General features: G+C 63.7%; 18 protein-coding genes and 1 pseudogene. 5 read left to right on the forward strand and 14 right to left on the reverse strand.

Going from position 1 to position 24,972, the window contains the following annotated elements; all coding sequences use genetic code 11:
• Nucleotides 1-155 precede the first annotated feature (155 nt).
• Both OKA05_RS19290 and OKA05_RS19295 read left to right on the forward strand, forming a co-directional pair.
• Complete coding sequence (locus OKA05_RS19290; protein WP_264488825.1) at nucleotides 156-1,454, forward strand: MFS transporter; 1,299 nt, start codon at nucleotides 156-158, stop codon at nucleotides 1,452-1,454.
• Nucleotides 1,455-1,458: 4 nt separating this feature from the next.
• Nucleotides 1,459-3,303, forward strand: a complete 1,845-nt coding sequence (locus OKA05_RS19295; RefSeq protein ID WP_264488826.1) for an alpha-amylase family glycosyl hydrolase — start codon at nucleotides 1,459-1,461, stop codon at nucleotides 3,301-3,303.
• A gap of 38 nt (nucleotides 3,304-3,341) precedes the next feature.
• Here the strand turns inward: OKA05_RS19295 and OKA05_RS19300 are convergent, their stop codons facing one another.
• Both OKA05_RS19300 and OKA05_RS19305 read right to left on the reverse strand, forming a co-directional pair.
• On the reverse strand, nucleotides 3,342-4,388 hold the full coding sequence (locus OKA05_RS19300) for an endonuclease/exonuclease/phosphatase family protein (protein ID WP_264488827.1): 1,047 nt from the start codon (nucleotides 4,386-4,388) through the stop codon (nucleotides 3,342-3,344).
• Between the two features lie 5 nt (nucleotides 4,389-4,393).
• The gene (locus tag OKA05_RS19305; protein ID WP_343226980.1) at nucleotides 4,394-4,609 is read right to left on the reverse strand and encodes a Sec-independent protein translocase subunit TatA/TatB; all 216 of its coding nucleotides are present in this window, start codon (nucleotides 4,607-4,609) and stop codon (nucleotides 4,394-4,396) included.
• A gap of 173 nt (nucleotides 4,610-4,782) precedes the next feature.
• On the opposite strand from OKA05_RS19305, the gene hrpB reads away from it, so the two are divergent.
• Complete coding sequence (gene hrpB / locus OKA05_RS19310; protein WP_264488829.1) at nucleotides 4,783-7,374, forward strand: ATP-dependent helicase HrpB; 2,592 nt, start codon at nucleotides 4,783-4,785, stop codon at nucleotides 7,372-7,374.
• 13 nt (nucleotides 7,375-7,387) lie between these two features.
• Nucleotides 7,388-7,933, forward strand: coding sequence for a zinc metallopeptidase (locus OKA05_RS19315; RefSeq protein ID WP_264488830.1), 546 nt, complete (start codon nucleotides 7,388-7,390; stop codon nucleotides 7,931-7,933).
• A gap of 1 nt (nucleotide 7,934) precedes the next feature.
• Here the strand turns inward: OKA05_RS19315 and OKA05_RS19320 are convergent, their stop codons facing one another.
• From OKA05_RS19320 to OKA05_RS19365, 10 genes and pseudogenes are all read right to left on the reverse strand, one after another.
• Nucleotides 7,935-9,656, reverse strand: a complete 1,722-nt coding sequence (locus OKA05_RS19320) for an ABC transporter ATP-binding protein/permease (protein ID WP_264488831.1) — start codon at nucleotides 9,654-9,656, stop codon at nucleotides 7,935-7,937.
• Nucleotides 9,657-9,768: 112 nt separating this feature from the next.
• Nucleotides 9,769-11,025 (reverse strand): annotated as a pseudogene (locus OKA05_RS19325) (efflux transporter outer membrane subunit); the annotation flags it as partial.
• 157 nt (nucleotides 11,026-11,182) lie between these two features.
• The gene (locus OKA05_RS19330) at nucleotides 11,183-14,344 is read right to left on the reverse strand and encodes an efflux RND transporter permease subunit (RefSeq protein ID WP_264488832.1); all 3,162 of its coding nucleotides are present in this window, start codon (nucleotides 14,342-14,344) and stop codon (nucleotides 11,183-11,185) included.
• A 6-nt stretch (nucleotides 14,345-14,350) separates the two neighbouring features.
• Nucleotides 14,351-15,529 (reverse strand): efflux RND transporter periplasmic adaptor subunit, encoded by a 1,179-nt coding sequence (locus OKA05_RS19335; protein ID WP_264488833.1) that lies wholly within the window; start codon nucleotides 15,527-15,529, stop codon nucleotides 14,351-14,353.
• Between the two features lie 17 nt (nucleotides 15,530-15,546).
• Entirely contained in the window at nucleotides 15,547-16,479 is a 933-nt protein-coding gene (locus OKA05_RS19340; protein WP_264488834.1) for a polyphosphate kinase 2 family protein, read from the reverse strand.
• Nucleotides 16,480-16,493: 14 nt separating this feature from the next.
• Entirely contained in the window at nucleotides 16,494-16,880 is a 387-nt protein-coding gene (locus OKA05_RS19345; RefSeq protein ID WP_264488835.1) for a hypothetical protein, read from the reverse strand.
• A 15-nt stretch (nucleotides 16,881-16,895) separates the two neighbouring features.
• On the reverse strand, nucleotides 16,896-17,885 hold the full coding sequence (locus tag OKA05_RS19350) for a coiled-coil domain-containing protein (protein ID WP_264488836.1): 990 nt from the start codon (nucleotides 17,883-17,885) through the stop codon (nucleotides 16,896-16,898).
• Nucleotides 17,886-18,133: 248 nt separating this feature from the next.
• Nucleotides 18,134-18,529, reverse strand: coding sequence for a response regulator (locus OKA05_RS19355; RefSeq protein ID WP_264488837.1), 396 nt, complete (start codon nucleotides 18,527-18,529; stop codon nucleotides 18,134-18,136).
• A gap of 96 nt (nucleotides 18,530-18,625) precedes the next feature.
• The gene (locus tag OKA05_RS19360; RefSeq protein WP_264488838.1) at nucleotides 18,626-19,261 is read right to left on the reverse strand and encodes a response regulator transcription factor; all 636 of its coding nucleotides are present in this window, start codon (nucleotides 19,259-19,261) and stop codon (nucleotides 18,626-18,628) included.
• 117 nt (nucleotides 19,262-19,378) lie between these two features.
• On the reverse strand, nucleotides 19,379-20,746 hold the full coding sequence (locus OKA05_RS19365) for a tetratricopeptide repeat protein (protein ID WP_264488839.1): 1,368 nt from the start codon (nucleotides 20,744-20,746) through the stop codon (nucleotides 19,379-19,381).
• Nucleotides 20,747-21,203: 457 nt separating this feature from the next.
• Between OKA05_RS19365 and OKA05_RS19370 the strand changes: the two genes are divergently transcribed.
• Nucleotides 21,204-21,560: a hypothetical protein gene (locus tag OKA05_RS19370; protein WP_264488840.1), complete on the forward strand. Its 357-nt coding sequence runs from the start codon at nucleotides 21,204-21,206 to the stop codon at nucleotides 21,558-21,560.
• A gap of 6 nt (nucleotides 21,561-21,566) precedes the next feature.
• Here OKA05_RS19370 and OKA05_RS19375 read toward each other — a convergent pair whose 3' ends face one another.
• A complete protein-coding gene (locus OKA05_RS19375) occupies nucleotides 21,567-22,478 on the reverse strand; it encodes a YybH family protein (protein WP_264488841.1) in 912 nt (303 codons plus the stop codon).
• A gap of 275 nt (nucleotides 22,479-22,753) precedes the next feature.
• The gene (locus OKA05_RS19380) at nucleotides 22,754-24,949 is read right to left on the reverse strand and encodes a PAS domain S-box protein (RefSeq protein ID WP_264488842.1); all 2,196 of its coding nucleotides are present in this window, start codon (nucleotides 24,947-24,949) and stop codon (nucleotides 22,754-22,756) included.
• Nucleotides 24,950-24,972 lie beyond the last annotated feature (23 nt).

Here is a 24,972-nt window from a genome sequence, read left to right on the forward strand (position 1 = left end):
CGGGGCAATTCCAAACCGGAACAGGTTTGGGAATTAAACCGGGTCGTTAGATCCAACATTCCTAGGTCGGGGAGGATTCCTGCCGGACTTTCCCGCCGGCAGGAATCCGCCACGCTCCAGTCCAAGCTGGGGATCCCCCCTTTCCCCGGAAACCCATGTCTGAAAAACCCCGCCTCTCGTTCTGGCAGATCTGGAACATGTCCTTCGGCTTCTTCGGCATCCAGTTCGGCTGGGGCCTGCAGATGGGCAATATGTCCGCGATCTATGAGTATCTAGGCGCCAAGGAAAGCGAACTGCCCCTTCTGTGGCTGGCCGCCCCGCTCACCGGGCTCATCGTCCAGCCCATCATCGGCGCGATGTCCGACCGCACCTGGCACCCGTTTTGGGGCCGGCGGCGGCCGTATTTCCTCGTGGGAGCCATCCTGTCGTCGCTCGCCCTGTTCCTGATGCCCCACTCCGGCGCGCTTTGGATGGCGGCGGGGCTGCTGTGGGTCCTCGACGCCTCGGTGAATATCAGCATGGAGCCGTTCCGGGCGTTCGTCGCCGATTTGCTGCCGCACCAGCAGCGCACCGTGGGCTTCGCCATGCAGTCGGTCTTCATCGGGGCCGGCGCGGTGATCGCCTCGAAGCTCCCCGGCTGGCTGCGCGACCATGGCGGGGTCAGCGCCGTCACCGGAGCCGGGCAGCCGATCCCCCAGACCGTGCACGTCGCCTTTGCCGTCGGCGCGGTCGTGTTCCTGCTGGCCGTGCTGTGGACCGTCTTCACCACCAAGGAGCATCCGCCCTCGCCCGACGAAAAACCACCGGAGCACTCGGGCATGCATGAGATCCTCTCGGCGCTCAAGCAGATGCCCGCTCGGATGAAGCAGCTCGCCGTGGTCCAGTTCTTCACTTGGATGGGCCTCTTCTGCATGTGGATCTTTTTCAGCGTGGCCGTCGCGAGGAATGTCCTCGGTGCCACCGACACGAATTCCCAGCTCTACAAGGACGGCATCGACCTCGCGAACAACTGCTTCGCGGTCTACAACCTCGTCGCCTTCTTCGCCGCCATGGGCTTCCTGTGGCTCGGCCGGGTCTGCTCGGCCAAGCGCATCCATTTCGTCTCGCTGCTGCTCGGCGGCCTCGGGCTGGCCTCGGCCGGCGTCGTGAAGGATCACGCCGTGCTCCAATGGGTCTGCTTCAGCGGCATTGGCATCGCCTGGGCGTCCATCCTCTCGATGCCCTACGCGATGCTTTCCTCCGCCCTGCCGGCGAACCGGATGGGCGTTTACATGGGCATCTTCAACTTCTTCATCGTGATCCCGCAGATCCTCGTCGCCATCGTGCTCAGCCGGGTGATGGAGCATTTCGAAGGCTTCAACCGCCTGTCTGCCGTGGTGCTCGGCGGCATCTGCCTGCTCATCGCCGCCGCCTTCACGCTGATGGTGAAAGACGACCAACCCGCCACCCCATGACGCGATGAAGTTTGTGGCCAGCCTCCTGCTCTGTTTGACTGCTTCCGCAATGAATGCCGCCGAGCGACCCGTGATCTATCAGCTCCTGCCGCGGCTGTTCGGCAACACCTCCGAGACCCGCAAGACCAATGGCACGCTGGCGGAGAACGGCTGCGGGAAATTCAAGGATATCGATGCGGTCGCGCTGCGTTCGCTCAAGGACATGGGCTTCACCCACCTGTGGCTGACCGGCGTGCTGGAGCAAGCGAGCGGTACTGCCTATCCCAACCGCCCGGCCGATGCTCCGGACATCCTCAAGGGAATCGCCGGCAGTCCCTACGCCATCAAGGACTACTTCGACGTGTGCCCCGACTACGCGGTCAACCCGGCGAAGCGGCTGGATGAGTTCAAGCAATTGCTCGACCGCTGCCGGGAACATGGGCTGAAAGTCATCATCGACTTCGTGCCGAACCACGTCGCCCGCTCCTATGACTCGGACGTGAAGCCGGAGCACTCGTTCGGCAAGGGCGACGACACCACGGCCTTCTTCACCCGCGACAACCATTTCTACTACCTCCGTAGTAGCGACGCGGGCGGCGGCCCGCCGTTGAAACTGCCAACGGCGGACATGCCCGGCTGCACCGGCCGCTTCGCGCCGGAGACCGACTTTGGCAGGGTCACGGGAAACAACGTGATCTCATGGTCGCCTTCCATCAACGACTGGTACGAGACCGTGAAGCTGAACTACGGCCACGATTTCACCACCGGCCGCAATACCACCCACCTTCCCGGCCCCGAGTCCGAACCGGCGGACGTGCCGAAGACCTGGCGCACCATGGACGCCATCCTCGCTTACTGGCAGGAGATGGGCGTGGACGGCTTCCGGGCCGACATGGCGCACATGATCCCGATGGAATTCTGGCGCTGGTCCATCAAGCGCGCCCGCGATCGCGAGGCCGGCGTCTTCTTCTCCGCCGAGGCCTACGACAACGACCCCGCCAAGCTCACCGACGGCCACGTGCTCGACGAACTCCTCAAGTCCGGCTTCGACGCCGTCTATGACGACCCCGTCTATGACGTGCTCGAAGGCCTCTACGACTCCGGCAAGTGGGCCAACGACCTCGACACCCTCACCTTCACCGGCGAGCGCTTCCACCGCTCGCTGCGCTACGCCGAGAACCACGACGAGGTCCGCCTCGCCAGCCCCAAGGAGTGGGGCGGCCTCGGCATGCACGTCGGCCGGCCGGTGAGTGCCGTCCTCTTCGGCATGGGCCGCGGCCCGCTGATGCTCTACTCCGGCCAGGAAGTCGGCGAACCCGCCGCCGGCCAAGAAGGCTTCGGCGGCGACGACGCCCGCACCACCATCTTCGACTACTGGTCGATGCCGGAGTTCACGAAATGGTCTAACAGCGGCAAGTTCGACGGCGGCCGCCTGAGCGAGGAGCAAAAGGCCCTGCGGGCATGGTACGGCAAACTCATCCGCCTCATGCACGAACCCGCCTTCACCAAAGGCGAGTTCTACGGCCTCAACCACGCCAACAACGAAAACGCGCACTTCGGCCGCCTCGACGGCGAAACCGCCAGCGGCCACTGGCTCTACGCCTACCTGCGCCAAGACAAGACCAGCGGCCAAGCCTTCCTCGTCGTCGCGAATTTCCACGGCTCTCAAGCCATCGAAGGCGCGAAGCTACGCCTGCCGGAAAACGCCGTGGAGTGGCTGGATAAAAAGGACGCTAGGACGCTGCAGTTCACGGACCGTCTCGCTTCCGATTGGTCTGTCAAAAGCCCTGTCGCTCCCCTCGCCGGTGAAGGCGTTGCCCTTCCGAAACTCCCGCCACTCAGCGCGCTGGTGATCGAAGTCGCGCCCTGAACGCAAACCGCCCTCGGAGAGTGCGGACCACTTTCTATCTACTTCAAGATCACCAGCAACGGCCGGTGATCGCTCGCAGTGGCGACTTCGGGATCGTCGACGATCTTGCAACGATCCCACTCGACCGAGCGCCGCAGGGCATCGCTGACCATCACGTAATCGATCCGCGAATAGAGATCCTGGTAGTCCCAGTAGTGCGTCCAATATTCACCCCTTGAGTCTTTCAGGGCGATCATCTGCAGCGAACGGGGGCTGTTCCCCGCCCCGCGGATCGCCTTCACGGCAGGGCTGTTGCGCGTGTCATTGAAGTCGCCGTAAACCACCAGCCGCGCCTTGGGGTCGTCGCGGAAGACGGCATCGATCTCGCGACGGAACAGGTGCGCTTCGTTCAAGCGCATTTCCTCCTGGTCGCCGTCCTGAGAGTCACGTTTGGATTTCAGGTGCACGCCGAGAAACCGATAGGTGCCGGAGGGCGTAGCGATGGAAGCGTCGAGAATGCCGCGCTGCATATCGTATTCCCGCTTCATCGAGCGATAGGTCAGGTTCTCGTGAAGGGCTGTCGCGCCAATGGGAAAGCGGGAAAGAATCGCGAGGCTGCGGACAGGATCCGCACCGCCAGTGAGATAGAAATGCGCCATCGGATGACCAGCCCGTTCCAAGTAGCCTTGGAGATCCTTCACGTCTTCCTCCGTGCCGATTTCGGAGACTCCGAGGATGTCGGGCTTCTGCCCGGCCAGCACCTTGGCCACCGCGAGGCGCTCCTTTTCCGGCTTCGGCCTGCCCTGCTGACTCTGGCCATCGACATAGCTGTCCATGGTCAGCCAGTTCTCCACATTGAAGACGACGAAACGGACCGTCCCCTGCTCGATCGCGGCGACATCCGTGAACGGCGTGTCGGCAGACTTCGCCACCCGCGCCGGTGCCACCGGTTTCGGGGCGGGCTTGGCGGGGGCTTCTGCGGGCGGAGGCGGTGCCTGGGCCGCCCAATCCCCGGCCTGATCTTTCTTCTCGCAGCCGACCAGCGAAAAGAAAAACGCCCCGAGTAACCCCGGGGCGATCTGGAACAGACGCTCGTGAAATTTCACGCCGGTCAGGCCTTGTCGTGCACTTCCTTGCCGGCTGCTTCCTTGATCCGCACTTCGTCTTCCGAGCGAGTGATCTCATGCTCGAATTCTTCGCGGGCCTTCTTGAATTCACCCATGCTCTTGCCGAGACCGCGGGCGAGTTCAGGGATCTTTTTCGCTCCGAAAAGGAGGAGGACGATCACGAAAATGATCATCATTTCTTGTCCGCCGAGGTTAAACATGGCGAGTGGCGTGTTCATGAGTTGGAGCGTAGGCCCCCCGTGGGCCGCTTGCAATGGGAATAACGGTCGCGGAAAGGCACCTCGTTCAACAAAATCATGAGCCCCGGTGATTGCTTCCCGGAAGGCGAGATTGGCGGTTTTCAATCCACTCTCCCGCCGCTATCGCACGGGGCGTGCGATTGCCGGTTCATGAAATCGAGGCCGACCTGAAAGCCGCCGTGGCCCGCGGCGAGCGCGACCGCGTGCTGCTGAAAGCCCCGACCGGCTCCGGCAAATCGACGGCCGTCCCCGGCATGCTCATGGACGCCGGAATTTCCGGAAAAATCCTCGTGATCGAGCCCCGCCGGATGGCCGCACGGCTGCTCGCCGGCTGGGTGGCGAAGCTTCGCGGTGCCCGGCTTGGCGGCGAAGTCGGCTACGCAGTGCGTTTCGACACGAATTACGGCCGCGACACCCGCCTGATCTACATGACGGACGGGGTCTTCCAGCGCTGGCTGCAGGAGGATTCCGCGCTAAAAGACGTTGGCGCGGTGGTTTTCGACGAATTCCACGAGCGCCGGCTGGCCGTGGACGTGGCACTTGGCCGCTGCCTCGACCTCCAGGAGGCCGCCCGTCCCGATCTGCGGGTTCTGGTCATGTCCGCCACCCTCGAAACCCGCGGACTAGCGGAGTATCTCGCTCCGGCTCAAATGCTTGAAGCGGGTGGCCGCACCTTCCCCATCGAAATCGCCTACCGCCCCGAGCGCCCGAAGGTGAACGACCGCCGCGGCGGCCCGCCGCAGGAAACGCCGGTCTGGGAACGCATCGCCACCGTCTGCAAGGACGCCCTCGCCCAGCCGGACGCCGGCGACGTGCTATGCTTCCTGCCTGGCATGCACGAGATCCGGAAAACGGTCGAAATCCTCGAAAACTCATCGTTTGCCCGCGGCCACGACATTTTCCCGCTGCACGGCGGCCTGCCACCCGCGGCGCAGGAGGCGGCGGTTTCACCGGGCAAACGGCCGAAGATCATCGTCTCGACGAATGTTGCCGAAACCTCGCTGACCATCGAGGGCGTGCGCACCGTGATCGACGCCGGTCTCGCCCGCGAGGCGAGCTTCGACCCGCGCCGGGGCATCGATACCCTGCTGGTTCGGAAAATTTCCCGCGCCTCTGCCGAGCAACGCGCCGGTCGTGCCGGCCGCACCGGTCCCGGGCGAGCCTTCCGGCTGTGGAGCGAAAGTGAGCATAACCGCCGCGAGGCCTTCGACGCGCCCGAAGTCCGCCGCGTCGATCTCGCGGAAACCGTGCTCCTGCTGAAAGCCGCCGACATCCGGGACGTCCGCGACTTCCGCTGGCTGGATGCCCCCCTGGAGGAAAGCCTGCTGCGCGCGGAGTCGCTGCTGCACGACCTCGGCGCGATCGATTCCATCGGCGATCTCACCGACGAAGGCCGGGCCATGGCCGCCCTGCCTTTGGAGCCGCGCTACTCGCGGCTGATGCTCGCGGGCGTCGAGCAAGGCTGCGTGGCCGAGATGGCATTCATCGCCGCGGCCGTGCAGGGCGAAGGGATCTTCGTGAACAAGCGCGGCGGGTTCGGCCGCAAGGATTTCGTCTTCAAGGACGACGCCAGCGATTTCGAAGCCGAGTGGCGTGCCTTCGATTCCGCCGCAGGGATGGACTTTCATCCCCAGCGCTGCGCTCCGCTCGGAGTCCACGGCCGCGGCGCCCGCGAAGTGGCACAAGGTTTCGACCGGCTGCGAAAACTCGCGCTCCAGCGCGGCTGGCCATGGGAAGACGTCGATTTCACCAAGCACCGTGAAGCGGTCGGACGCGCAATGCTGGCGTCCTTCAGCGACCGTCTGGCGGTGCGCTTCGGCGAGGCCACCCTCGCCTGCCGCGTGGTCCACAAGCGCAAGGGCAAACTGGATGAGGACAGCGCGGCGAAGAACGCCGCCGCCTTCGTCGCCGCCGAGATCACCGAGGTCGAGGGCCGCGACGTCACCGTCCAGCTCCGCCGCGCAACGGCCGTCGATCCGGCGTGGCTGAAAGAGCTCTTCCCCGACGACTTCACCCATACCGACGGCGCGGCCTACGATGAACCTCGTAGAAGAGTCGTCTCGCGGAAGGAGACCCGCTTTCGCGACCTCGTGCTGGAGTCGAAGGAAAGCGACCACGGCATCAATCTCGACGCCGCCGCCGAGATCCTGGCGGCGCGGGTGCTCTCCGGTGAACTGGTGCTGAAGCACTGGGACGCCGCCGTGGACCAATGGTGCACGCGGCTTTCCTGCCTCGGCCAATGGATGCCGGACATGGAGCTGCCCGGCTGGACCGACGAGGATCGCGCCGCAGCGGTCGCACAAATCTGCCACGGAGCCGTCAGCTACAAGGACATCAAGGAGCGCCAGGTGTGGCCGGTGCTGCGTGAATGGCTCAGCCACACCCAACGCGCCGCCCTCGATTCCTATGCTCCCGAGCGCATCTCGCTGGCGAACGGCCAGAGCGCCAAGATCACCTACGAGCCCGGCAAGGACCCATGGATCGCGCTGCGGGTGCGCGACCTTTTCGGCGTATGGCAGACGCCAACCATCGCCGGCGGCCGCGTCCCGCTGCTCGTCCACATCTGCGCGCCGAACCATCGGCCGTGGCAAATGACCAAGGACCTCGCCAGCTTCTGGGCCGGTGGCTACACGCAGATGAAAAAGGACCTCGCCGGACGCTATCCGAAGCAGCCCTGGCCCGATGACCCGAAGGCCTGGCTTGCCGCCGGTGGCCAGAAACGCTGAACTCTAACAAGCCGTGTGGAAAGTCGTCCTCATCCTCTCCTTGATCCCGCTGGTCGGCGCCTGCCTCGCCCGGCACTGGTTCTGGACGAAGGCGCGGATGGAAGGCCTGCGGCAGGACTGCGGAACCAGCGTGCGCGAACTCCGGGAACGGCTCGGCCTTCCCCCCGGTCGCCGCGGCAATGAGACCCACGCCGCGGCCCTGGGCAATGCCCTGAGGGAATGCGGGTTGGCGCTGCTAGAGAAGGAAGGCAACACCTTCGCCAAGGCACGGGTCAGCGGCTCCTTCCTCACCAAGGCCCTGCCGGCGCTCGTCCTGCTGGTGGCGGTGTTCGCCATCTTGTCGAAGCGCGTTCCTGCTGGCTGGGCGATAGCCGGAGCGGTCGGGACCGTGGCATTCTGGACGCTGGTGCGCCTGTCCGGCATGGCCGTCGAGTGGCGCGCCGTGGCGAAGGGAACCGAAGCCCTGAAGGCCAGCCGTGCCTTGAAGCGCGTGGCCGATGAGGATGAAGTCATCCGCTGCGCCAAGGCCAGCGTCTGGAGCACGGTGTGGCCGTTTTGATTCAAGCGGCTCCTTCGCCCCCGGCTGGTGTCACAGCCGTCTCCCGCCAGCTCCACGTCCCATCGGCGGCCAGCTCCAGCACGGCATCATAGCCGCTATCGGAAGACTTGCCGTTGCCAAAGACAATCGCCGCCACGCCGCGGCGGGCGATGACCTCGCGGACCCGGCGAAACTCATCCCCATCGAGCGCGGCGTCGAGATGGTCGAGGAAAATAAAATCGGGCTTTGTGAGGAGAGCGCGGGCAATCGCGAGGAATTGCCCATCGGTCAGGCTCAGTTCATCGTCCCACCGGCGCGGCGTGTCAAAATCCCGATCGCGAGACCCCGTCACATCGAGGCCGAGATCATCGATGAGGGCCATGATCTCGTGATCGGCGACCGCCGGAGCCCCCGGTGGCGTCAACAGCTCGCGCAAGGAACCGGGCGGCAAGTACGGTTGCTCCAGTACAAAGGCCAGCTTCTCCGGAGGCGGGCGCTGGATGCTGCCGCTGCCCGCCTCGTGGAGACCGGCGGTGGCGTGGAACAACGCAGTCTTCGCCGCCGGATTCGGTCCGATGATCAATACATTGCGCTTCGCCTCGAAGGTGGCATCGAGGTCACGCAACAGCAGGCGCTCATCCGTGTCCGATGCGCGCAGGCAGAGCTTCGAATAGACCAGGCGATCGGCATTCATTTGGCAGTCCAGGCAAGACCGGGAATTGCGGATCGCTGCGTTCTCGGAGGCGTCCATCAGCTCGCTGAGGCGCGTGACCACCGAGGCATAGGAAGAGATCGATTGGAACTGCGTGATGATCAGCGAGAACGCGCCGACCAGCGTGGCGAACGCCATCGTCGATTGGCCGATCACCCCGAATTCAACGCCGCCGGCGATGAACATCGGCGCCACAAACAACACCGGGATCAACTGGATCATGTAGTTGTAGCCGCCGGTGAAGAAATTCAGGTTGCGGTTCACCGCGACGATCTTGCGGAAGTTGAGAACAAGTTGATCGATGCGCGCACCCAGCCGCTCCTTCATCCGGGCCTCGTCGTGGGTGAAGGCAAGCCCCTCGGCCTTCTGGTGGACGTAGATGAGCTCGGAGCGGAAATCCGCCTCACGGTCGGACTGCTGGTAGTTCAACCGGATCAACGGCCGCCCGAGCAAAATGGTCAGTGCCGAGCCAGTGGCAGCGTAGAGGACCGCCACCGCGAACAGCTTGGGACTGATCGACCAGAGCACTCCCGAGAACGAGATCGCGGTGAAGGTCCCGTTGAGAATCATCAGCATGAACGAAAGCGAGGTGCTGGTAAGCGCGCGGATGTCCTCGGTCATCCGCTGGTCCGGATTGGTAATCGACCCGGTTTCCTTGATGTGCAGGTAGATGTGCTGGTTCAGGTAGCCGCGGACGACCCGCTTGGTCTGCCACTCGCGCCACAGCAATCCCAGGCGCTCCTCGCAAAAGCGGAAGAACACGGCCACCACGGTGGAGGCCGCAAACACGCCGACGTATCGCCATGCATGGCGGATGAAGCCCGCGCTATCCCGTCGCTCGATCGCCGAAAAGAAGTCGCGGCCGACGTAGCTGTTGAGCACGTTCATCCCGTTGATCGCGAGCATGAAGACCAGCAGTGCGGCGAGCAGCAGCCAAGCCTTGCCCCCCACCTTGGAACGAAGGAACGCCCACATCACCCGGCGCAGACGGCGCAGGATCTCACGAATGGCGACGACTTTCTTCTCGGGCATGACTTGGGTTCGACCGGCTGGTTCCTTCTAACCGATCAAACCGCCGATCACTACGCAATAAAGCATCGGTGGTCGAATCTGGAAGGCCGCTCTCCGGCCCCATCCCCTCCCCTCACAGCCCCTGCTTCGCCGACGAAATCGCGCCGGGCGACCACCCGCCACCGAGAGCCCGGTAGAGGCCGACCACCGCGAGGTACTCATTCAGCCGGATCCGCGCCAATTGGAGTTCCGTGGGGAAGAGTTCGAGCTGGGAGTCGAGGATCTCGAAGTAATTCGCACGCCCGGCGCTGTAGCGCTCCGTGGAGACCCCGACGGCCTCGTTGAGGGACGAGACGGCCTTCTCCTGCTCGGTGCGGGAAGCGGCGAATTTCTGCCGCGCGACCAAGCTGTTCGAAACTTCGCCGAGGGCGACCAGCACGCGCTTCTCGTGGCTGAGCTTCGCCTCGTCAAAGGCCGCGCGGGCCTGGGCCTCCCGCGAGCGCAAGCGCCCGCCTTGGAAGATCGGACCCGAGATATTCGACGCGATCGACCACGCGTTGCCGACGCCATCGGTCAGGTCCGAGAGATCCGGGCTGACGCGCCCGGCGAAGGCGGTCAGGCCGATTCGCGGGTAGTAGTCGGCGATGACAGCGCCCACCTCGGCATTGGCGGCGCGGAGCAGTTGCTCGGACTGGCGGATGTCGGGGCGTCGCCGGATCATCTCCGACGGCAGCCCCGCGGGCACGCTCTGCTTGATTGCGCCATCGTCCAGCGAACCGCGCGACGTGACCGGCCCCGGCGCTCGCCCGGTGAGGATCGAGAGCTGGTTCTCCTTCTGTGCGATCAGACGCTCGATGTCCAGAATGAGCGCCGCGGCCTGGGCAGTGGCAGCGGTGGCTCGCGAAGTCTCGATCTTGGAAGCGATCCCCCCCTCCAGCCGGCTGGAGAACAGGTCGAAGCTCTTCTGAAACGAATCGCGCGTCCGGATGGAAATTTCCTTCTCGAGGTCCAGCTCCAGCAACTCGAAGTAGGCCTGCGCGACATCGCTGATCAGCGAGACGATGACTCCGCGCCGGGCCTCATCGGTGGCGAGGTAGCGAGCGAGGTCTGCCTCACTCAGACGGCGGATGCGGCCCCAGAAGTCCACTTCCCAAACCACCGAAAGCAACGCCGCAGCGTCGTCGGTCGTTCTTCCACCGGTGAAAGACGCACTCCCGCCGGCTTGATTCCGCCCGCGACTAGCACTCCCGCCGTAGTCCACCGTGGGCAATCCAAGCGAACGGGTCTGGTTCGCGATCTGCCGGGCCTGCTCGACGCGGGTAATAGCGATGCGCAGGTCGTGGTTATTCTTCAGCGCGTCGTTGATGAGCGACTGAAGCTTCGGGTCCTGATAGACCTTCCACTACGGCAAGTCGGCGATCGATTGCGGACTCGCCTTGCTGTCGAAGCGAAACGCGACGGGCACACTCACCTCAGGTGACTCGAAGTCCGGACCCACATTGCAGCCACCGAGAAGGAAGGCGGCGACCAGTCAGGAAATGCGTAGGTCACGCATGGGCTGGCGGCGGCGGCAGCGGTGGTTCAGGTTCATCGTGGGAGGGGTTCTTCTTACCGGAGATCCGCTCGACCATGTAGTAGAGCACCGGGATCAGGAAGATCGCGAGGAAGCTGGCGAAGATCATGCCGCCGATGATGACGAATCCCATGATCTGGCGCGACAGGGCACCGGCACCGGTGGCCGTTGCAAGCGGAACGCAGCCTAGCATGAAGGCGAAGCTGGTCATCAGGATCGGCCGCAGGCGCAGCTTGGCGCCCTCCAGCGCGGCATCGATCAGCGTCATTCCTTCCTCATGTTTCATCTTCGCGAACTCGACGATGAGAATGGCGTTCTTGGCAGACAGGCCGATGAGCACCACCAAGCCGATCTGTGCATAGATGTTGTTCTCATACTTGCCCACTAACAGCGCGCCAAAGGCACCGCAGACCGCCACCGGCACGCTGAGCAGCACGCTGAATGGCAGCGTCCAGCTTTCATACTGGGCCGCCAGGATGAGGAAGACGAAGAGCAGCGACATCGCGAAGATCGCAGCCGAGGACACGCCCTCCTGCGCGCGCTTCTCCTGGTAGCTCATGCCGAGATAGCCGAAGCCGAGATCCGTCGACATGGTCTCCGCGAAGACCTCCTCCATGGCCTTCATGGCCTGTCCCGAGGAGTAACCCGGCGCGGCTGCGGCATTGATCTGGGCGCTCCGGTAGAGGTTGTTGCGCATCGTGAATTCCGGGCCGCTGACCGACCTCGAGTTGGTGAGCGCGCTGAGCGGAACCATGCCGCCCTCCTTGTTCTTCACGAAGAACTGCCCGACCTGCTCGACGTTCGTCCGATAGTCGCCGTCCGCTTGGACGAAGACCTGCCACTGCCGGCCGAATCGATTGAAGTAGTTCACGAAGTAGCCGCCCATGAAGGTCTGGAGCGTCTTGTAGACATCGGCGAGATCGACACTTTGCTTCAGCACCTTCTCGCGGTCCACGTCTATGAACACCTGCGGGACCGACGGTGAAAACATCGGCGTGACGCCGGCGAGTTCCTTGCGCTCGCGGGCTGCAGCGGTGAATTTCATCACATTCTCCGCGAGGAACTGGACATCCTTGCCGGAGCGGTCTTGCAGCAGGAAGGTCACGCCGCCGCTGGTGCCGATGCCGGGAATGGCCGGCGGCGAGAAGGCGAACGCGCGTGCCGCGGAGATCTTCGCGAACTCGGTGTTCACGTGTTTGAGGATGGCCGGATACTGCTCCTCGGGCACCTTGCGTTCACCCCAGCCCTTGAGCGAGATGAAGAAGATGCCGCTGTAGCTGGTGTTGACACCGGTGAGGAAGTTGTAGCCGGTGACCGTGCTGTAGTACTCGACGCCGGGAGTCGCCTTCAAGATCTCCTCACACTGCTTCATCACCTCGTCGGTGCGCTGCATCGAGGCGGCGTCGGGGAGGATGATCTGGGCGAAGAAATAGCCCTGGTCTTCCTCGGGCAGGAAGCTGGTGGGGACTGCCTTGCCGAGCTTCGCGGTCAGCACCACAAAGCCGCCGAGGACGAGTATCGCGATGACCCACTTCCGGATGAAGAAATGGCAACCGGTGACGAAGCCGTTGGTCGCCCGGCCGAAGACCCGGTTGAACCAGTCGAAGAACTTCTGCAGCAGGCCGCCGCTCTTCTTCTTCGGCTTCAGCAGCATCGCCGCGAGCGCCGGTGAAAGCGTGAGCGCATTGAACGCCGAGATCAGCATTGAAATCGCGATGGTCACCGCGAACTGCTGGTAAAGTCGGCCGGTAATGCCGGGAATGAAGGCCGTCGGGATGAACACCGCCGCAAGGATCAGCGCGATCGCGACCACCGGCCCGCTCACTTCCTGCATCGCCTTGCGGGTCGCGTCCTTCGGCGACATGCCGTGCTCGATGTGGTGCTCCACCGCTTCCACCACAATGATGGCATCGTCGACCACCAGTCCGATCGCCAGCACCAGGCCGAAGAGGGAGAGCGTGTTCACCGTGAACCCGAACATCGGGAAAAGCACGAAGGTGCTGATCAGCGACACGGGCGCGGCGAGCAGCGGGATCAGCGTGGCGCGCCAACCCTGCAGGAAGATGAAGACGACGAGAATGACGAGAATCAGGGCCTCGATCAGCGTGTGCTGGATCTCCACCATGCCCTCCGTGACCGCCAGCGTGGTGTCCAGGCAGGTCACGTATTCGAGATCCTGCGGGAACTTCTCCGCGAGCCGCTTCATCGTCTCCTTCGCACCCGCCGCGGCAGCGATGGCGTTCGATCCGGGGAGCTGATAGAGCGAGACGAGTGCGGCGGGCTTGCCGTTGAGGCGACCGTTGATCGCGTAGTTCTGCGCGCCGAGCTCGATGCGGGCGACGTCCTTCACCCGCAGCATCGAGCCGTCCTCATTCGCGCGCACGATGATGTCGCCGAATTCCTCCGGCGTCTGCAAGCGGCCCTGCGCCCGCACCGCATAGGTGAATTCCTGACCCTTCGGTATCGGCTCGCCGCCGATGGTGCCGGCGGGATTCACCGCATTCTGGGTCTGCACCGCGTTCAGGATCTCGGGAATCGTCACGCCCAGCTTGGCGAGCTGGTCCGGCTTGACCCAAATGCGCATGGCATACTGGCCGGCACCGAAGACGGTCACGCTCGCGATGCCCTTCACGCGGGTGAACTCGTCACTCAGATTGATGTTCGCATAGTTCGCCAGGAAGACGTTGTCGTAGGTCCCGTTCGGCGAAAAGAGCGCGAACATGACCAGCGGCGACGACGTCGACTTCTGCACCGTCACGCCGAACTTGTTAACGTCCTGCGGGAGCTGCGAGGACGCTTGGTTCGAGCGCATCTGCGAGAGGATCTGATCCTCGTTGACGTCGGTGCCGACCTCGAAATTGACCGTGAGCTTGAGCGTGCCGTCGTTGCCATTGACGGACTGCATGTAGTTCATGTTGTCCACGCCGCTCATCTGCTGCTCGATGGGCGTGGCCACCGATTGCTCGACGGTCAGGGCGTCGGCACCGGTGTAGGTGGTCTTCACCAGGATTTCCGGCGGCACGATGTCCGGGAACTGTGCGACCGGCAGCCGCAGATAGGTAATGATCCCGAGGATCGTCATCAGGATGGAGATGACCATCGCGACGATCGGGCGATTGATGAAGAAGGAGGCCATGCGCGGTTATTTCCCCTCCGGTTTGGGCTGGTCTCCGGCAGCCGGCGGCGTCCACGGGCTGGCCTGCACCGGCATGCCGCCCCGCACCTTCATGGCCCCTTCCACGATCACGGTCTCGCCAGCCTTCAATCCGGACTCGATGACCCAGTCGGTCCCTTCACGCGGCCCGGTGGTTACCGGGCGGATCTCCGCCTTGCCGTCCATGACCAGGGCGACCTGATAGGAGCCCTGGACCTCGGTCACCGCGCGTTGCGGGACCAGCACCGCATCGATGGTCCCCATCACCGCATCCACCCGGGCGAATTGTCCGGGGCGAAGGATATTGCCGGGATTGGCGAAATAGGCGGTAAGCTGAAAGGTCCCGGTTTGGTTGTTCACCTCGCGGCTGATGCTGATCAGCTTCCCCGGATGAGGATGGTGGTGGCCATCGGCGAGGGTAAGGCCGAGGGTCACCTTCGGGACATCATCCGCGGGAATGCCCGCCTTCTCGCGCTCGCGTTGGGTGGCCAAGTACTCCTGCTCGCTGATCTGAAAGCTCACCTTGATTGGATCCACCGTCGAAACGGTGGTCAGCGGCTTCGAATCGAGCGACCCGACCAGATCCCCGATCTCGCGGTTGGCGAAGCCCGCCACTCCATCGATCTCGCTGACGATCTTCGTGAAGCCGAGGTTCAACTTTGCCTGCTCGATCACGGCAAGCGCGGCGGCGACCTTGGCATTGGCAGCCTCCTGGGCCTGGATGGCATGCTCAAGCTCCTCCTTGCTGATCGCCTGTTTCTCCGCCAGCGGCCGGTAACGAGCCACGTCCTGCTCGGCTTTGGTCCGTTGGGCGATCGCCATCAGATGGTCCGCCTCCACTTGCTGGAGCTGGGCCTCAAATGGCCGCGGGTCGATGGTGAACAGCAGGTCGCCTTTCTTGACCGGCCTGCCCTCCTGGTAGTCGCGGGAGAGAAGGTAACCGGAGACCCGCGGCCGGATATCGACATTCTTCGAGCCGTCGAGCGCGCCGGTCCAATTCCGGACAATGTTCACGCTCCGGCTGGTGGCCGGGGCGGTTAGGACCGCCGGTGGCGGCGGCGGCGCGGCGTCGGCATCCTTCTTCTTGCAGGCGGCGAATGGCACCACCGTGGAAAGGAGGAAGAGGCTGCCGGAAATACGAAGGCGATTTGAGGCGGGGCAATCCATCGCAGTAAAAGGTTGGGTCAGTCGTTCACCAGCTCTTCACGGATCCGGAGGAGTTCGGCGCGGCGCTCGTCGCCGATGTCGGGGAACTTCAACTTGAGGCCTTCCAGCACGGTGCAGATCGCTTCCGAGATCGCGAGACGGGCGAACCACTTGTTGTCCGACGGAATCACGAACCACGGCGCATGATCGGTGCTGGTATGGTTCAGCATGTCCTCGAAGGCCTGCTGGTAGTCATCCCACTGGCCGCGCTCCTTGAAGTCCGCCACGGAGAACTTCCAGTTCTTCTTTGGCTCGTCGATGCGGGCGAGAAAGCGCTTCTTCTGTTCCTTCCTCGACAGGTTGAGGAAGAACTTGATCGGGATGATGCCGTTGCTGGTGAGGTATTTCTCGAAGCGGTTGATCTCCTTGTAGCGGCGCTCCCAGAAACCCTTCCCGCCCGGCTTGCCTGGCAGATTCTGCTTCACGAGAAACTCGGGGTGAACCTTCACCGCAAGCACCTCCTCGTAGTAGGAGCGGTTGAAGATCCCGATCATCCCGCGTGCCGGCAGTGCCTTGGTGGCGCGCCACAGGTAGTCGTGATCAAGCTCTTCGGAAGAGGGCGACTTGAAGCTGGTCACATGACAGCCCTGTGGGTTCACACCCGACATCACATGGCGGATCGCGCCGTCCTTCCCTGCGGCATCGATCGCCTGGAAGATGACCAGGATCCCATAGACGTCCTGCGCATAGAGCTTTTCCTGAAGCTCCGACAAGCGCTGGACGTTGGAAGCCACCCTTTCCAGAGCGCCCGCCTTGTCTTCAAAGCCGCCGGTGAAATCCGGATCGTAGTCCTTCTTCAACGACACCTTGGTCTCGGGCGGGACGAGGATGTCGCAGAGTTTGAATTCCATGGTACCCTTGTCGCCGACCTCGATCTTGATCTTCCGGTCCGGGTTCAGGTTGTATTTCATGAAATGGGGTCCGTTTAAGATTCTGCAATGGCCTTCTGCATTTCCTCGTCCGCCTGGGCGTCTTCTTGAACGCTGTCGGGTTTGGCACGGATCACCTCGACCTTGCTGGTGAGGCTTTCCATCAGCGCCATGACCTCGGCCACCGTGCTGAAGATGAATTCCTTCCGTCGCTCCGGCACCGGCAGGCGGATGAACCAATGGGTTCCCAGCCACGCCCCGGATCGCCCCAGGATGTAGTCTGCCGCCTGCATCGCCGGATCGCCCGGCTGATAGCCGTGCTGGATGATGAGATAGGGACCGCGGGTGTCGCGGTTCGGAAACTCCGATGCCGCCTTGAGCTTCGCCAAGCTGACCAAGCGGCAGGCGCTGAAGTGATTCGAGAGGCGCTGGGAGAGGCTCATGGCGGCAAGGGGTTATTATTCGCTTTTCTTTGCCTCGGGATCGTTCTCCTGAAGCCACTTCTCGCGGGCGGCGAGGTTCGCCTTGGCCTCCTCCACCTTCTCCCGCTCCGCGGCCGCCGCATGGTAGAGGCGCACCGTTTTGCCGAAGTCCTCGGCAATGTCGCGTCGCGCGTCTTGGAAGAGCCGCTTGAGGTCATCAGCTTCGCCCTTCGACGCCGCGGTCTCGCCTGAAGCGGACGGCGCGGCGACCGAAAGAAGCTGGGTCTTGCGGACATCGATCAGCATGCTTACGTGTCCGAGTTCCTGCTCAAAGAGTTCCTTCTCGGTCTGGTTCAGCTTGCCGCCGGCAAGCTGGGTTTGAAGCGCGCCGTGGCGGCGCTCCAGATCGGCGATGGCAGTCTTCAGGGCTTCCTGTGCCTCGCCACGCTCTTTTTCCGACTCCACGCGGTCGCGACGGTTCTGACGCCACTCCTCGCTGATGCGGCTGTTCTCGTAGGCCACGCCATTGTACTCGTAAGAGCCATCCTGTTCATACTTCGCGATGTCCTCGCCGCCGGGCATGGACTTCACTAGCTCCACGACCTGCCCGACACGCTTTTCGGCCAATTGGTCGATCTTCTGCAAGTCCTGCAACAGGGCTTTTGCTGACGCGGATTCGTCGCTGCGGATCTTCGCCACGATGGCATTTCGCTCCCGCTTGTAGACCTCCAGCATCTTCTTGAGCCCGGCGATCGCCTGGCCCTTGACTTCGGACACGCGGCGTTTGGACGATTGCGAGTCTTTCAGCCCCGTAAGCATGTCCACGATGCGGCCGATCTTCTTGTCGGTCGCCTCGCCGCGTTCGCGGATTTCGGCAGCCACCTCGGCCAGTCGTTCCTCGCGCATGGCGAGGTGCTGTTTGAGCGTGACCACCGACTGGCGGCGGGCTTCGAGATCGATGGTTTCGGCTTCCTGGCCAAACGCGAAACTCGCGGCCAGAAGGCAAATGATAGCGGTTGTTTTCATGGATTCGGTTCTGAGGTTAGTCACTGCGGCGCCGAGCGGGCCTGAAGGCAGAGGCACCGGCAATCAGCGGGCCGCGAGAAGTGGATCGGATCGGGATGATCATGGACCGGTCGGCGTTCGTCAGGAAAAGGTCTCCGTAGTCACGCTGCCAAAGCCCGCAGCGGAGGGCCATTGCACCTTGGTGCAATGAGTCGCCCGCAAGGGCGCACATGTGGCGTTCCGGCAGGACAAGATCGGTGTGCACCGTTTCATGGGAGAGGCTTTCCAAGGGTTGAGCGGGCGCCCATGGCATCGCCAATCGCGGCGAGCAACGCGGATTCATCGACCGGCTTGTTGAGATAGGCTGCGGCACCCATGCTCATCACGTGCGCGGCGGTTTCCGGTTCGCCGTGGCCGGTGATGACGACCACCGGCGTGGTGAGACCGCGGGCGGCCATCGCCTCGAGCACGTCGAAGCCGTTGGTCTGTTCCATGTGGAGATCGAGCAGCAGGCAATCCACTGGCTGGTCAGTCAGCGCCGCGATCGCGTCCTCGCCGTGCTCGAAGGTGACCACGGAGAACCCATGAGTAACCAGCAGTCGGCGAAGTGCCTTTCGCAACTGTGGCTCGTCATCGAGAACAGCGATCACCGGAAGCTCGCTCACATCACCATCCCATCGCAATGAAGCTCACATCACCATTGCACGATGGTGTAATCACCACGTATCACCACTTCGGTGCCCCTGCTTGCAAGCGGGCCTTTACACAGCCTTGCAGACGGCCAGCTTCTTCACGGCTCCGATACGGTCCGCCGCGCGAACCAGATCTGCCAGTGACTCCGCGGACATCTTTTCCATCACCCGCCCGCGGTGAACCTTCACGGTCTGTTCGCAGGTGCCCAACTCGGAGGCGATGATCTTGTTCGGCTTGCCGGCTACAACCCCTTCCAGCACTTCCCGCTCGCGCGGGGTGAGCCGGCTGAAGCGGGCGGCCGCGCGCGCGGTTTCGTCACGCTCATCCCGATCCGCGGCGGACTCGCGCAGAGCCGCACCGATGGCGCGCATCAATTCGGATTCATCCACCGGCTTGGTAAGAAAATCCACCGCGCCCGCCTTCACGGCCCGCACCGACATCGGGATGTCGCCGTGACCGGTGAGAAATACGATGGGTACCGTAGCTCCGGAGCGGACCAGCCGGCGCTGGAGCTCGAGACCATCGAGATCCGGCATCGAGACGTCCAGTAGCAGGCACTCGATCTCCTGCGCATGGCAAGCGCCGAGGAACTCGGCAGCGCTGGCAAATGCCCGCACCTCGTATCCCTCCGCACGCAGGAGGCGGGACAGTGCCTTGCGCAGGCCGGCATCGTCATCGACGAGGTGGATGGTGGTTCCGTTCATGGTGATGTGGAATGGGGAGATTCTTCGAGCGGGTCCAGACTCGTGCCGGTGGGGCTCTGGGGGAAAGCCATGCCGGAGCAGCAGTGTAACCGCTCCGGCATGGGTGACGTGACTTAATCAGCCCTTCTTGAAGGTAAGACCGGGATCACCAGACGGACCTCCCACGATCAGGAATTTCATCGACTTCTCGTTCTCCAGGGAGACGGCGCAGACCATCTGGGCACCGTCGGCATTCATCACCAGGAGGCCCTTGTCATTGAGGCCCCAGGTGCCCTTCATCTCGGAGTTCTGACCGTTTCCGGAGAAGCTCCAGACGAAGTTGCCGTCATCCTGCATCTTGAAGGTGATCTTCCCACCGGAAGCATCCGCGTCCCAGGTGCCAACCAGTTTTCCCTTGGGAATCGGGTCCGGCTTCGGCGGGCGCGTCGCGTCCGTCTCACCGTTGTCAGGCAGCGAGTCCTTCGTCAGGTCGCGGAGCTGGCGGGCGATGCCGTCAGCCGGCTGGAGCTTCGTGGTCGCCTCGAACTGCTGGTAGGATTTCTCCATGTGCCCGCAGACGAGGTAATGGTAGCCAAGGAGGAAGTGACCTTCCGCCTTGTCCGGGCTGGCCTTCACCCACGCCTCCAACTTGCGAAGCTGCTCCTCGTAACTACTAGAGCTGCCGTAGAACCCAACCATCGTGTCCCAGCCCCACCCTGGACCGGAAGCCAGGACGGGATTGAGCACACCGGCGGCATCCGCGTATTTCCCGAGGGCGAAGAAGCACAGCGCGCGGTATTCGTGCAGTGTCACGTCGTCGGGAGTCGCCGCGATCGCCTCATCGGCGGATCTCAGAGCAGTCGTGTAGTCGCCGTTCTTGAAGGCAGCGCGGGAAATCTCCATGGCATCCTGCGACTTGGTATCGGCGGCGGTCAGGGCCTTCTCGTCTCCCGGCGGGTTGGCCCCGGCGGTGACCGACATCGGCTGGGTATAAACCACCGTCGAATTCTGGACCGGTGGCGCAGGATACGGGTTGCTATACGATTGGTAGCCCGTGTTGTAGATCATGCTTCCCAAGCTCCAGGCGGCGATACCCCACATGAAGCCTTCGCCGAAATCATCGTCATCCCACCACCAATTATTGCGGTAGTAGGAGCTATTCCAGCCGCAGCCCCAGTGGCCGTGGTGCCAGTTGTGACAATGACCGGCACCCCACCACGGATGGCCGCCCCAATTTCCGGGCCGCGAGGCAAAGTTATTATTGTGACGGAAGTTATTATCAATGTTGATGGTATTGCCATTCCCCCAAATGCCGTGATTGCCACCCCACTTGTTGGAATCCCAGCCACCCGCGCCGCCGATTCCTCCGACTCCGCCGACGCCACCAATACCGCCGATTCCCCCAGCTCCGCCCAAGCCGCCCAAGCCGCCGAGGCCGCCGATCCCAGCGATTCCGCCGGCGATTCCCACGCCGCCAATGCCGCCGATGCCACCCGGCCGACCCACACCGCCGGGTCCTCCGGGACGGCCAACGCCCCCCGGACCGCCGGGACGACCAACGCCTCCGGGACGACCAACGCCTCCGGGGCCACCGACACCTCCAGGACCGCCGGGACGTCCAACCCCACCGGGACCGCCAACACCTCCCGGACCTCCGGGACGACCCGCGTCACCAATGCCGCCTGGTCCTCCCGCCCCCCCGGGACGACCGGCACCGCCAATACCGCCAGCTCCCCCGGGTCCGCCAGGACGACCGGCACCACCTGCCCCACCGATTCCGCCCGGTCCCCCGGGCTTGCTTGGATAGCCCACCATGCCGGGCAAGGTGGAAGGCTTTGCCCCCCCGGGACGAGTCGCGTTGGGACCGCCGGGACGCGAACCGGCGTTGCCCACATTTGGCCCACCGGCATCCGGACGTCCAGCACCACCGGCACCACCAGCACCACCGGCACCCCCCGGCTTTGTGGAGGGACGGGTGGAGGGTTTGGTCGCCGGGCGGGTGGACGCGGATGGCTTCGAGGCAGGTCGGGTAGAGGCCGATGGCTTCGAAGACGGGCGCGATGCCCCTTGGACCTTTGATCCGGTGGCCGGGCTGCGCCGGGCGGAACTGCTGCTAGTGCTACGCGACGGACTGCGTGAAGCGCCGCCACCACCGCCCCCCCCACCGCGGGACATGCTACGCCCACCGCCACCACCGCCACCACCGCCGCCGCGCGAGCCACCACCGCGAGCCTCGGCCTCCTCGGTGATGAAGGACATGCCGATGACGGCCACTACGATCCAGTTGAAGAATGAAGCTTTCATGGTTAGAGGAGGTTGAGAATTTTCACTCCACGGCGGGTTCAGGGGTCTGGCGAACGACCCGCATTTCAACATCCGGCAGCTTCTCGCCGCCCACCAGGCGCTCGCCAGCGTTCCAGACAAAGGAGTCCTTGCCGTCGAAGGTCAGGGACTGATTGGCGCTGGTGACCTCGCCATCGGAGGTGGTGCCTTCGGTGCGGATCAGCCAGCTATCGTCGTCCACCGGGGTCCAGTCGCCTTTGGAAAAGCCGCCGCCATCGTCGAAGGTCCACCAGGTGATGGTCTTCTTCGCCGGATCCCAGCCGATGCGAATGGTCGTCGTCAGCGGCTTGGCATCGGCTGCGGTGGCGAGCATCTCGCCGATGAGATAGTTTCCGGAGTCATCCCAGCCAAAGGCGATATCGAGGCGCAGGCCATCGCGGGTCGCGGTCCAGTCTCCCTTGAGCTGTTTGGCAAGCCCGGCAAGCTCCCCCCCGACATCGGAGGCATCGCCGCGGTCGCGAGTGCTGGCGATCCGCCAGACGCCGTCCTCGCTCTTCTGAAGGACCGCCGTGTAGTTCATCGAGGTCGCCACGGGATCGTCTCCCGGTGGCGTCGCGTGGACGGTGCCATCCTCGATGGCGAGATCCTTGCCGACGACCCGCACGGAATCCACCTCGATGGCGATCTGCGCGGCATCCGGCGCGGCAAAGATGTCCTCGTAGCGGGCCTGAATGTCGGCGCGGCCGGTGGTGACGTCGGTGGCGTCCAGATCGGTGATCTCACCATTCTCCGTAAACAAGGCCGCGAGCGCGGCTGCGTCCTTCTTGTTGTAGGCGGCGACGAAATCCTTGGCCGCCTTCTCCAAGCCGGCGATCTCGGGAGACGCTTCCTGACCACGCAGGCCGGAAGCAAGGGTGAGTGCCAGCGCCAGGCTGACGGTCAGGTTGGTTTTCATGCGGGAAATGGGCAGTGGGGCGGGGCAACGGCAGGTCGCGGAAGCTCGACGACCTTTCGCTGCCTTATTATTTTCTAAGATAGTTTTCGGCCGCTTTGGAAGTACGACCTTAGTACTATTGCCTCAACTCCCGTGCAGACCTTTGCGAATTTCACCTCTTAAGGTTTGCCGAACATTCCCGGCGATTAGGCAAATCACAGCCCGGCTCCCCCGCTCGCCGTCGCCACGGCAAGCGATTTCACCCCAAGGGGGACAGGCGTAAGCGGACTACCGCCTCACGACGAAGCCGCCGGCGGGCAGGTCGGGATCTCCATGTAGAAAATGGCACCCCCCTCCGGATGCGGTTCCGCTCTCAGCCGCCCGCCATGGGCTGCGACGATTGACCGGCAAATCGCCAGTCCCATCCCCAGACCTTGCGGCTTGGTGGTGTAGAAGGGCTCGAAGAGCTTCTCCACGTCGCCCGGCAGGCCGCAGCCCTCGTCCCTGACGGACAATCGCGCCACGACATCGTCCACCGAGGTTGCCACGTGAAGCTGACGCGAGCCCGCAGGACTGGCCGCCATCGCGTCGGCGGCATTGAGGACCAGATTCAGGAGCACCTGCTGGAGTTGCACCCGATCGCCTGACACCAACGGCAGGTCCTGGGACAAGATCCGCGACACCGATACGCCTCGACCGATCAAGTCGGCGTGGGTGAGGTGCAGGACCTCGGTGGCGATCTCGTTGAAGGAGACTGGCAACATCTTCGTCTCGCCGCGCTTCAGCAGGACGCGCAAACGCTTGATCACCTCACCGGCCCGGCGGTCTTCATCGACAATGTCGGAAAGGATGTCCTTCACCTCGCCGAGGTCCGGCGGCGATTGGGCCATCAATCGCAACGCCGCCTGGGCATTGGCCAGGATGATCGCCAACGGCTGGTTCAACTCATGGGCCAGCGAACCGGATAGCTCGCTCAATGCCGACACACGGGTGACATGGGCAAGCTCGTCGCGGTGGCGGCGCGCCTCGTCTTCCGCCTCCCGGCGGGCGGAGATATCGACGATCACGCTCAAGACCAGCGTGCCCTCGGGGCTCTCCACGGGACTGATGCCGATCTCGATCGGGAACTCGCTGCCGTCCTTGCGCAGGGCGTGGAGTTCACGGCCCACGCCCATTGTTCGCGACTCCGGAGCCCGCAGAAAGCCTTCCCGATAGCTCGCTTGAGCGCTGCGGTAGCGCTCGGGCACGAGGCTCTCCACCGGTTGGCCGAGCAATTCTTCCGGACCATAGCCAAGCATTTCGTTCGCCCGACGGTTGGTCAGGAGGATCGAGCCAGCGGCATTTGCCAACACCACGCCATTCGGTGAAGCCTCCACGCTCAGGCGGAAGCGTTCCTGCATCTGCCGCCGCTCGGTCGCATCGATCGACACACCGCGCATCCGCAAGGGCTTGCCGCCGCCGTTGAAATCGACTTTCCCGCGCGCCTCCACCCAATGGACCTTTCCCTCCTCGTCCATCACCCGGTAGTCGGTGCGGAACTCCCCGTTCCCCTTGAGAGCGGCATCGATCCCACGGCGCACCCGCTCCCGGTCTTCGGCGTGCAACGAAGCCAGGTAGCGCTCGAGATTGATCGGGGTGTTTGCCGGCACTCCATAGAGCGCGCGGCCCTGCGGGTTCACCCAAATCCGATCCTGCGGGATCTCCCAGCGCCAGAAGGCCAACCCCGCGGCCCCGGCGGCGAGGTGCATGCTCTCGGCCCCCTCGCGCAACTCCTCCGCATTCCGGGCCGAGCGAAACAAGTCGCGGCTCATCTCAAAGCTCATCGCCGCAATCACCAGCAAGAACGGCACGCTGATCAGATACGGCATCGCCACCACACCGGAGTGGATCAGCACGCTTTGGAAAAGGCCCATGGCAACGAAGGCCATGAGACTGCCGCCGATCACCAGCGCGCGCCGCCGCGAATCCGCGTCGCCCTTCCGCCATAGCCCCAGCGAGGCATCGACGACGAATGCCAGGAGCAGCAACGTGCTCAACTGGCCAACCAGCGTCCGCTGGCTGAAAACCGCCTCCGCCGTCATCACCGTGCTGCCCAGGAACCGGATCGGGCGCAGAGCGGTGATCGCATCGTGATGCAAGTTCAGCCCCACTGAAAAGTTCAACGCCAACGCAAAGGCCCGCAGCCCGATCACGGCCCAGCCAAACCAAGCTCGGGCAGTCCCAAAACAACACGACACGAACCTCACGATGGCAATAACGGCGATGAAGACCGGCAGGTGGGTCCAACGGGTGGCGCCGGCGAAGACTTCGGGCGAGCCGGCCATCATGATCGCCAATTCGCCCACGGCGATGCCGGCGACGGCCAAGGCAAGCAAAGCCAGCCAAAGGTTTGCCTGCGCGTTCCGGTCGTGCAGCCGCAGGAGCAACTGGACCACCGCCAGCACCACACAGGCACCCGCGATCATCGGCCACAAGATGGAAACCGGATTCATGGCGTCATGCCTCCCACCGGTAT

Origin of the sequence: Luteolibacter arcticus, from assembly GCF_025950235.1 — a bacterium.
Classification (GTDB): domain Bacteria; phylum Verrucomicrobiota; class Verrucomicrobiia; order Verrucomicrobiales; family Akkermansiaceae; genus Haloferula; species Haloferula arctica.

Bases quoted from the DNA above. Each gene is read 5' to 3' on its own strand.
- OKA05_RS19360 (WP_264488838.1), bottom strand. From the start codon at position 19,261: ATGAACGGAACCACCATCCACCTCGTCGATGACGATGCCGGCCTGCGC.
- OKA05_RS19380 (WP_264488842.1), bottom strand. From the start codon at position 24,949: ATGAATCCGGTTTCCATCTTGTGGCCGATGATCGCGGGTGCCTGTGTG.
- OKA05_RS19345 (WP_264488835.1), bottom strand. From the start codon at position 16,880: ATGAGCCTCTCCCAGCGCCTCTCGAATCACTTCAGCGCCTGCCGCTTG.
- OKA05_RS19375 (WP_264488841.1), bottom strand. From the start codon at position 22,478: ATGAAAACCAACCTGACCGTCAGCCTGGCGCTGGCACTCACCCTTGCT.
- OKA05_RS19330 (WP_264488832.1), bottom strand. From the start codon at position 14,344: ATGGCCTCCTTCTTCATCAATCGCCCGATCGTCGCGATGGTCATCTCC.
- OKA05_RS19290 (WP_264488825.1), top strand. From the start codon at position 156: ATGTCTGAAAAACCCCGCCTCTCGTTCTGGCAGATCTGGAACATGTCC.
- OKA05_RS19320 (WP_264488831.1), bottom strand. From the start codon at position 9,656: ATGCCCGAGAAGAAAGTCGTCGCCATTCGTGAGATCCTGCGCCGTCTG.
- OKA05_RS19295 (WP_264488826.1), top strand. From the start codon at position 1,459: ATGAAGTTTGTGGCCAGCCTCCTGCTCTGTTTGACTGCTTCCGCAATG.
- OKA05_RS19340 (WP_264488834.1), bottom strand. From the start codon at position 16,479: ATGAAATACAACCTGAACCCGGACCGGAAGATCAAGATCGAGGTCGGC.
- OKA05_RS19350 (WP_264488836.1), bottom strand. From the start codon at position 17,885: ATGAAAACAACCGCTATCATTTGCCTTCTGGCCGCGAGTTTCGCGTTT.
- OKA05_RS19305 (WP_343226980.1), bottom strand. From the start codon at position 4,609: ATGTTTAACCTCGGCGGACAAGAAATGATGATCATTTTCGTGATCGTC.
- OKA05_RS19335 (WP_264488833.1), bottom strand. From the start codon at position 15,529: ATGGATTGCCCCGCCTCAAATCGCCTTCGTATTTCCGGCAGCCTCTTC.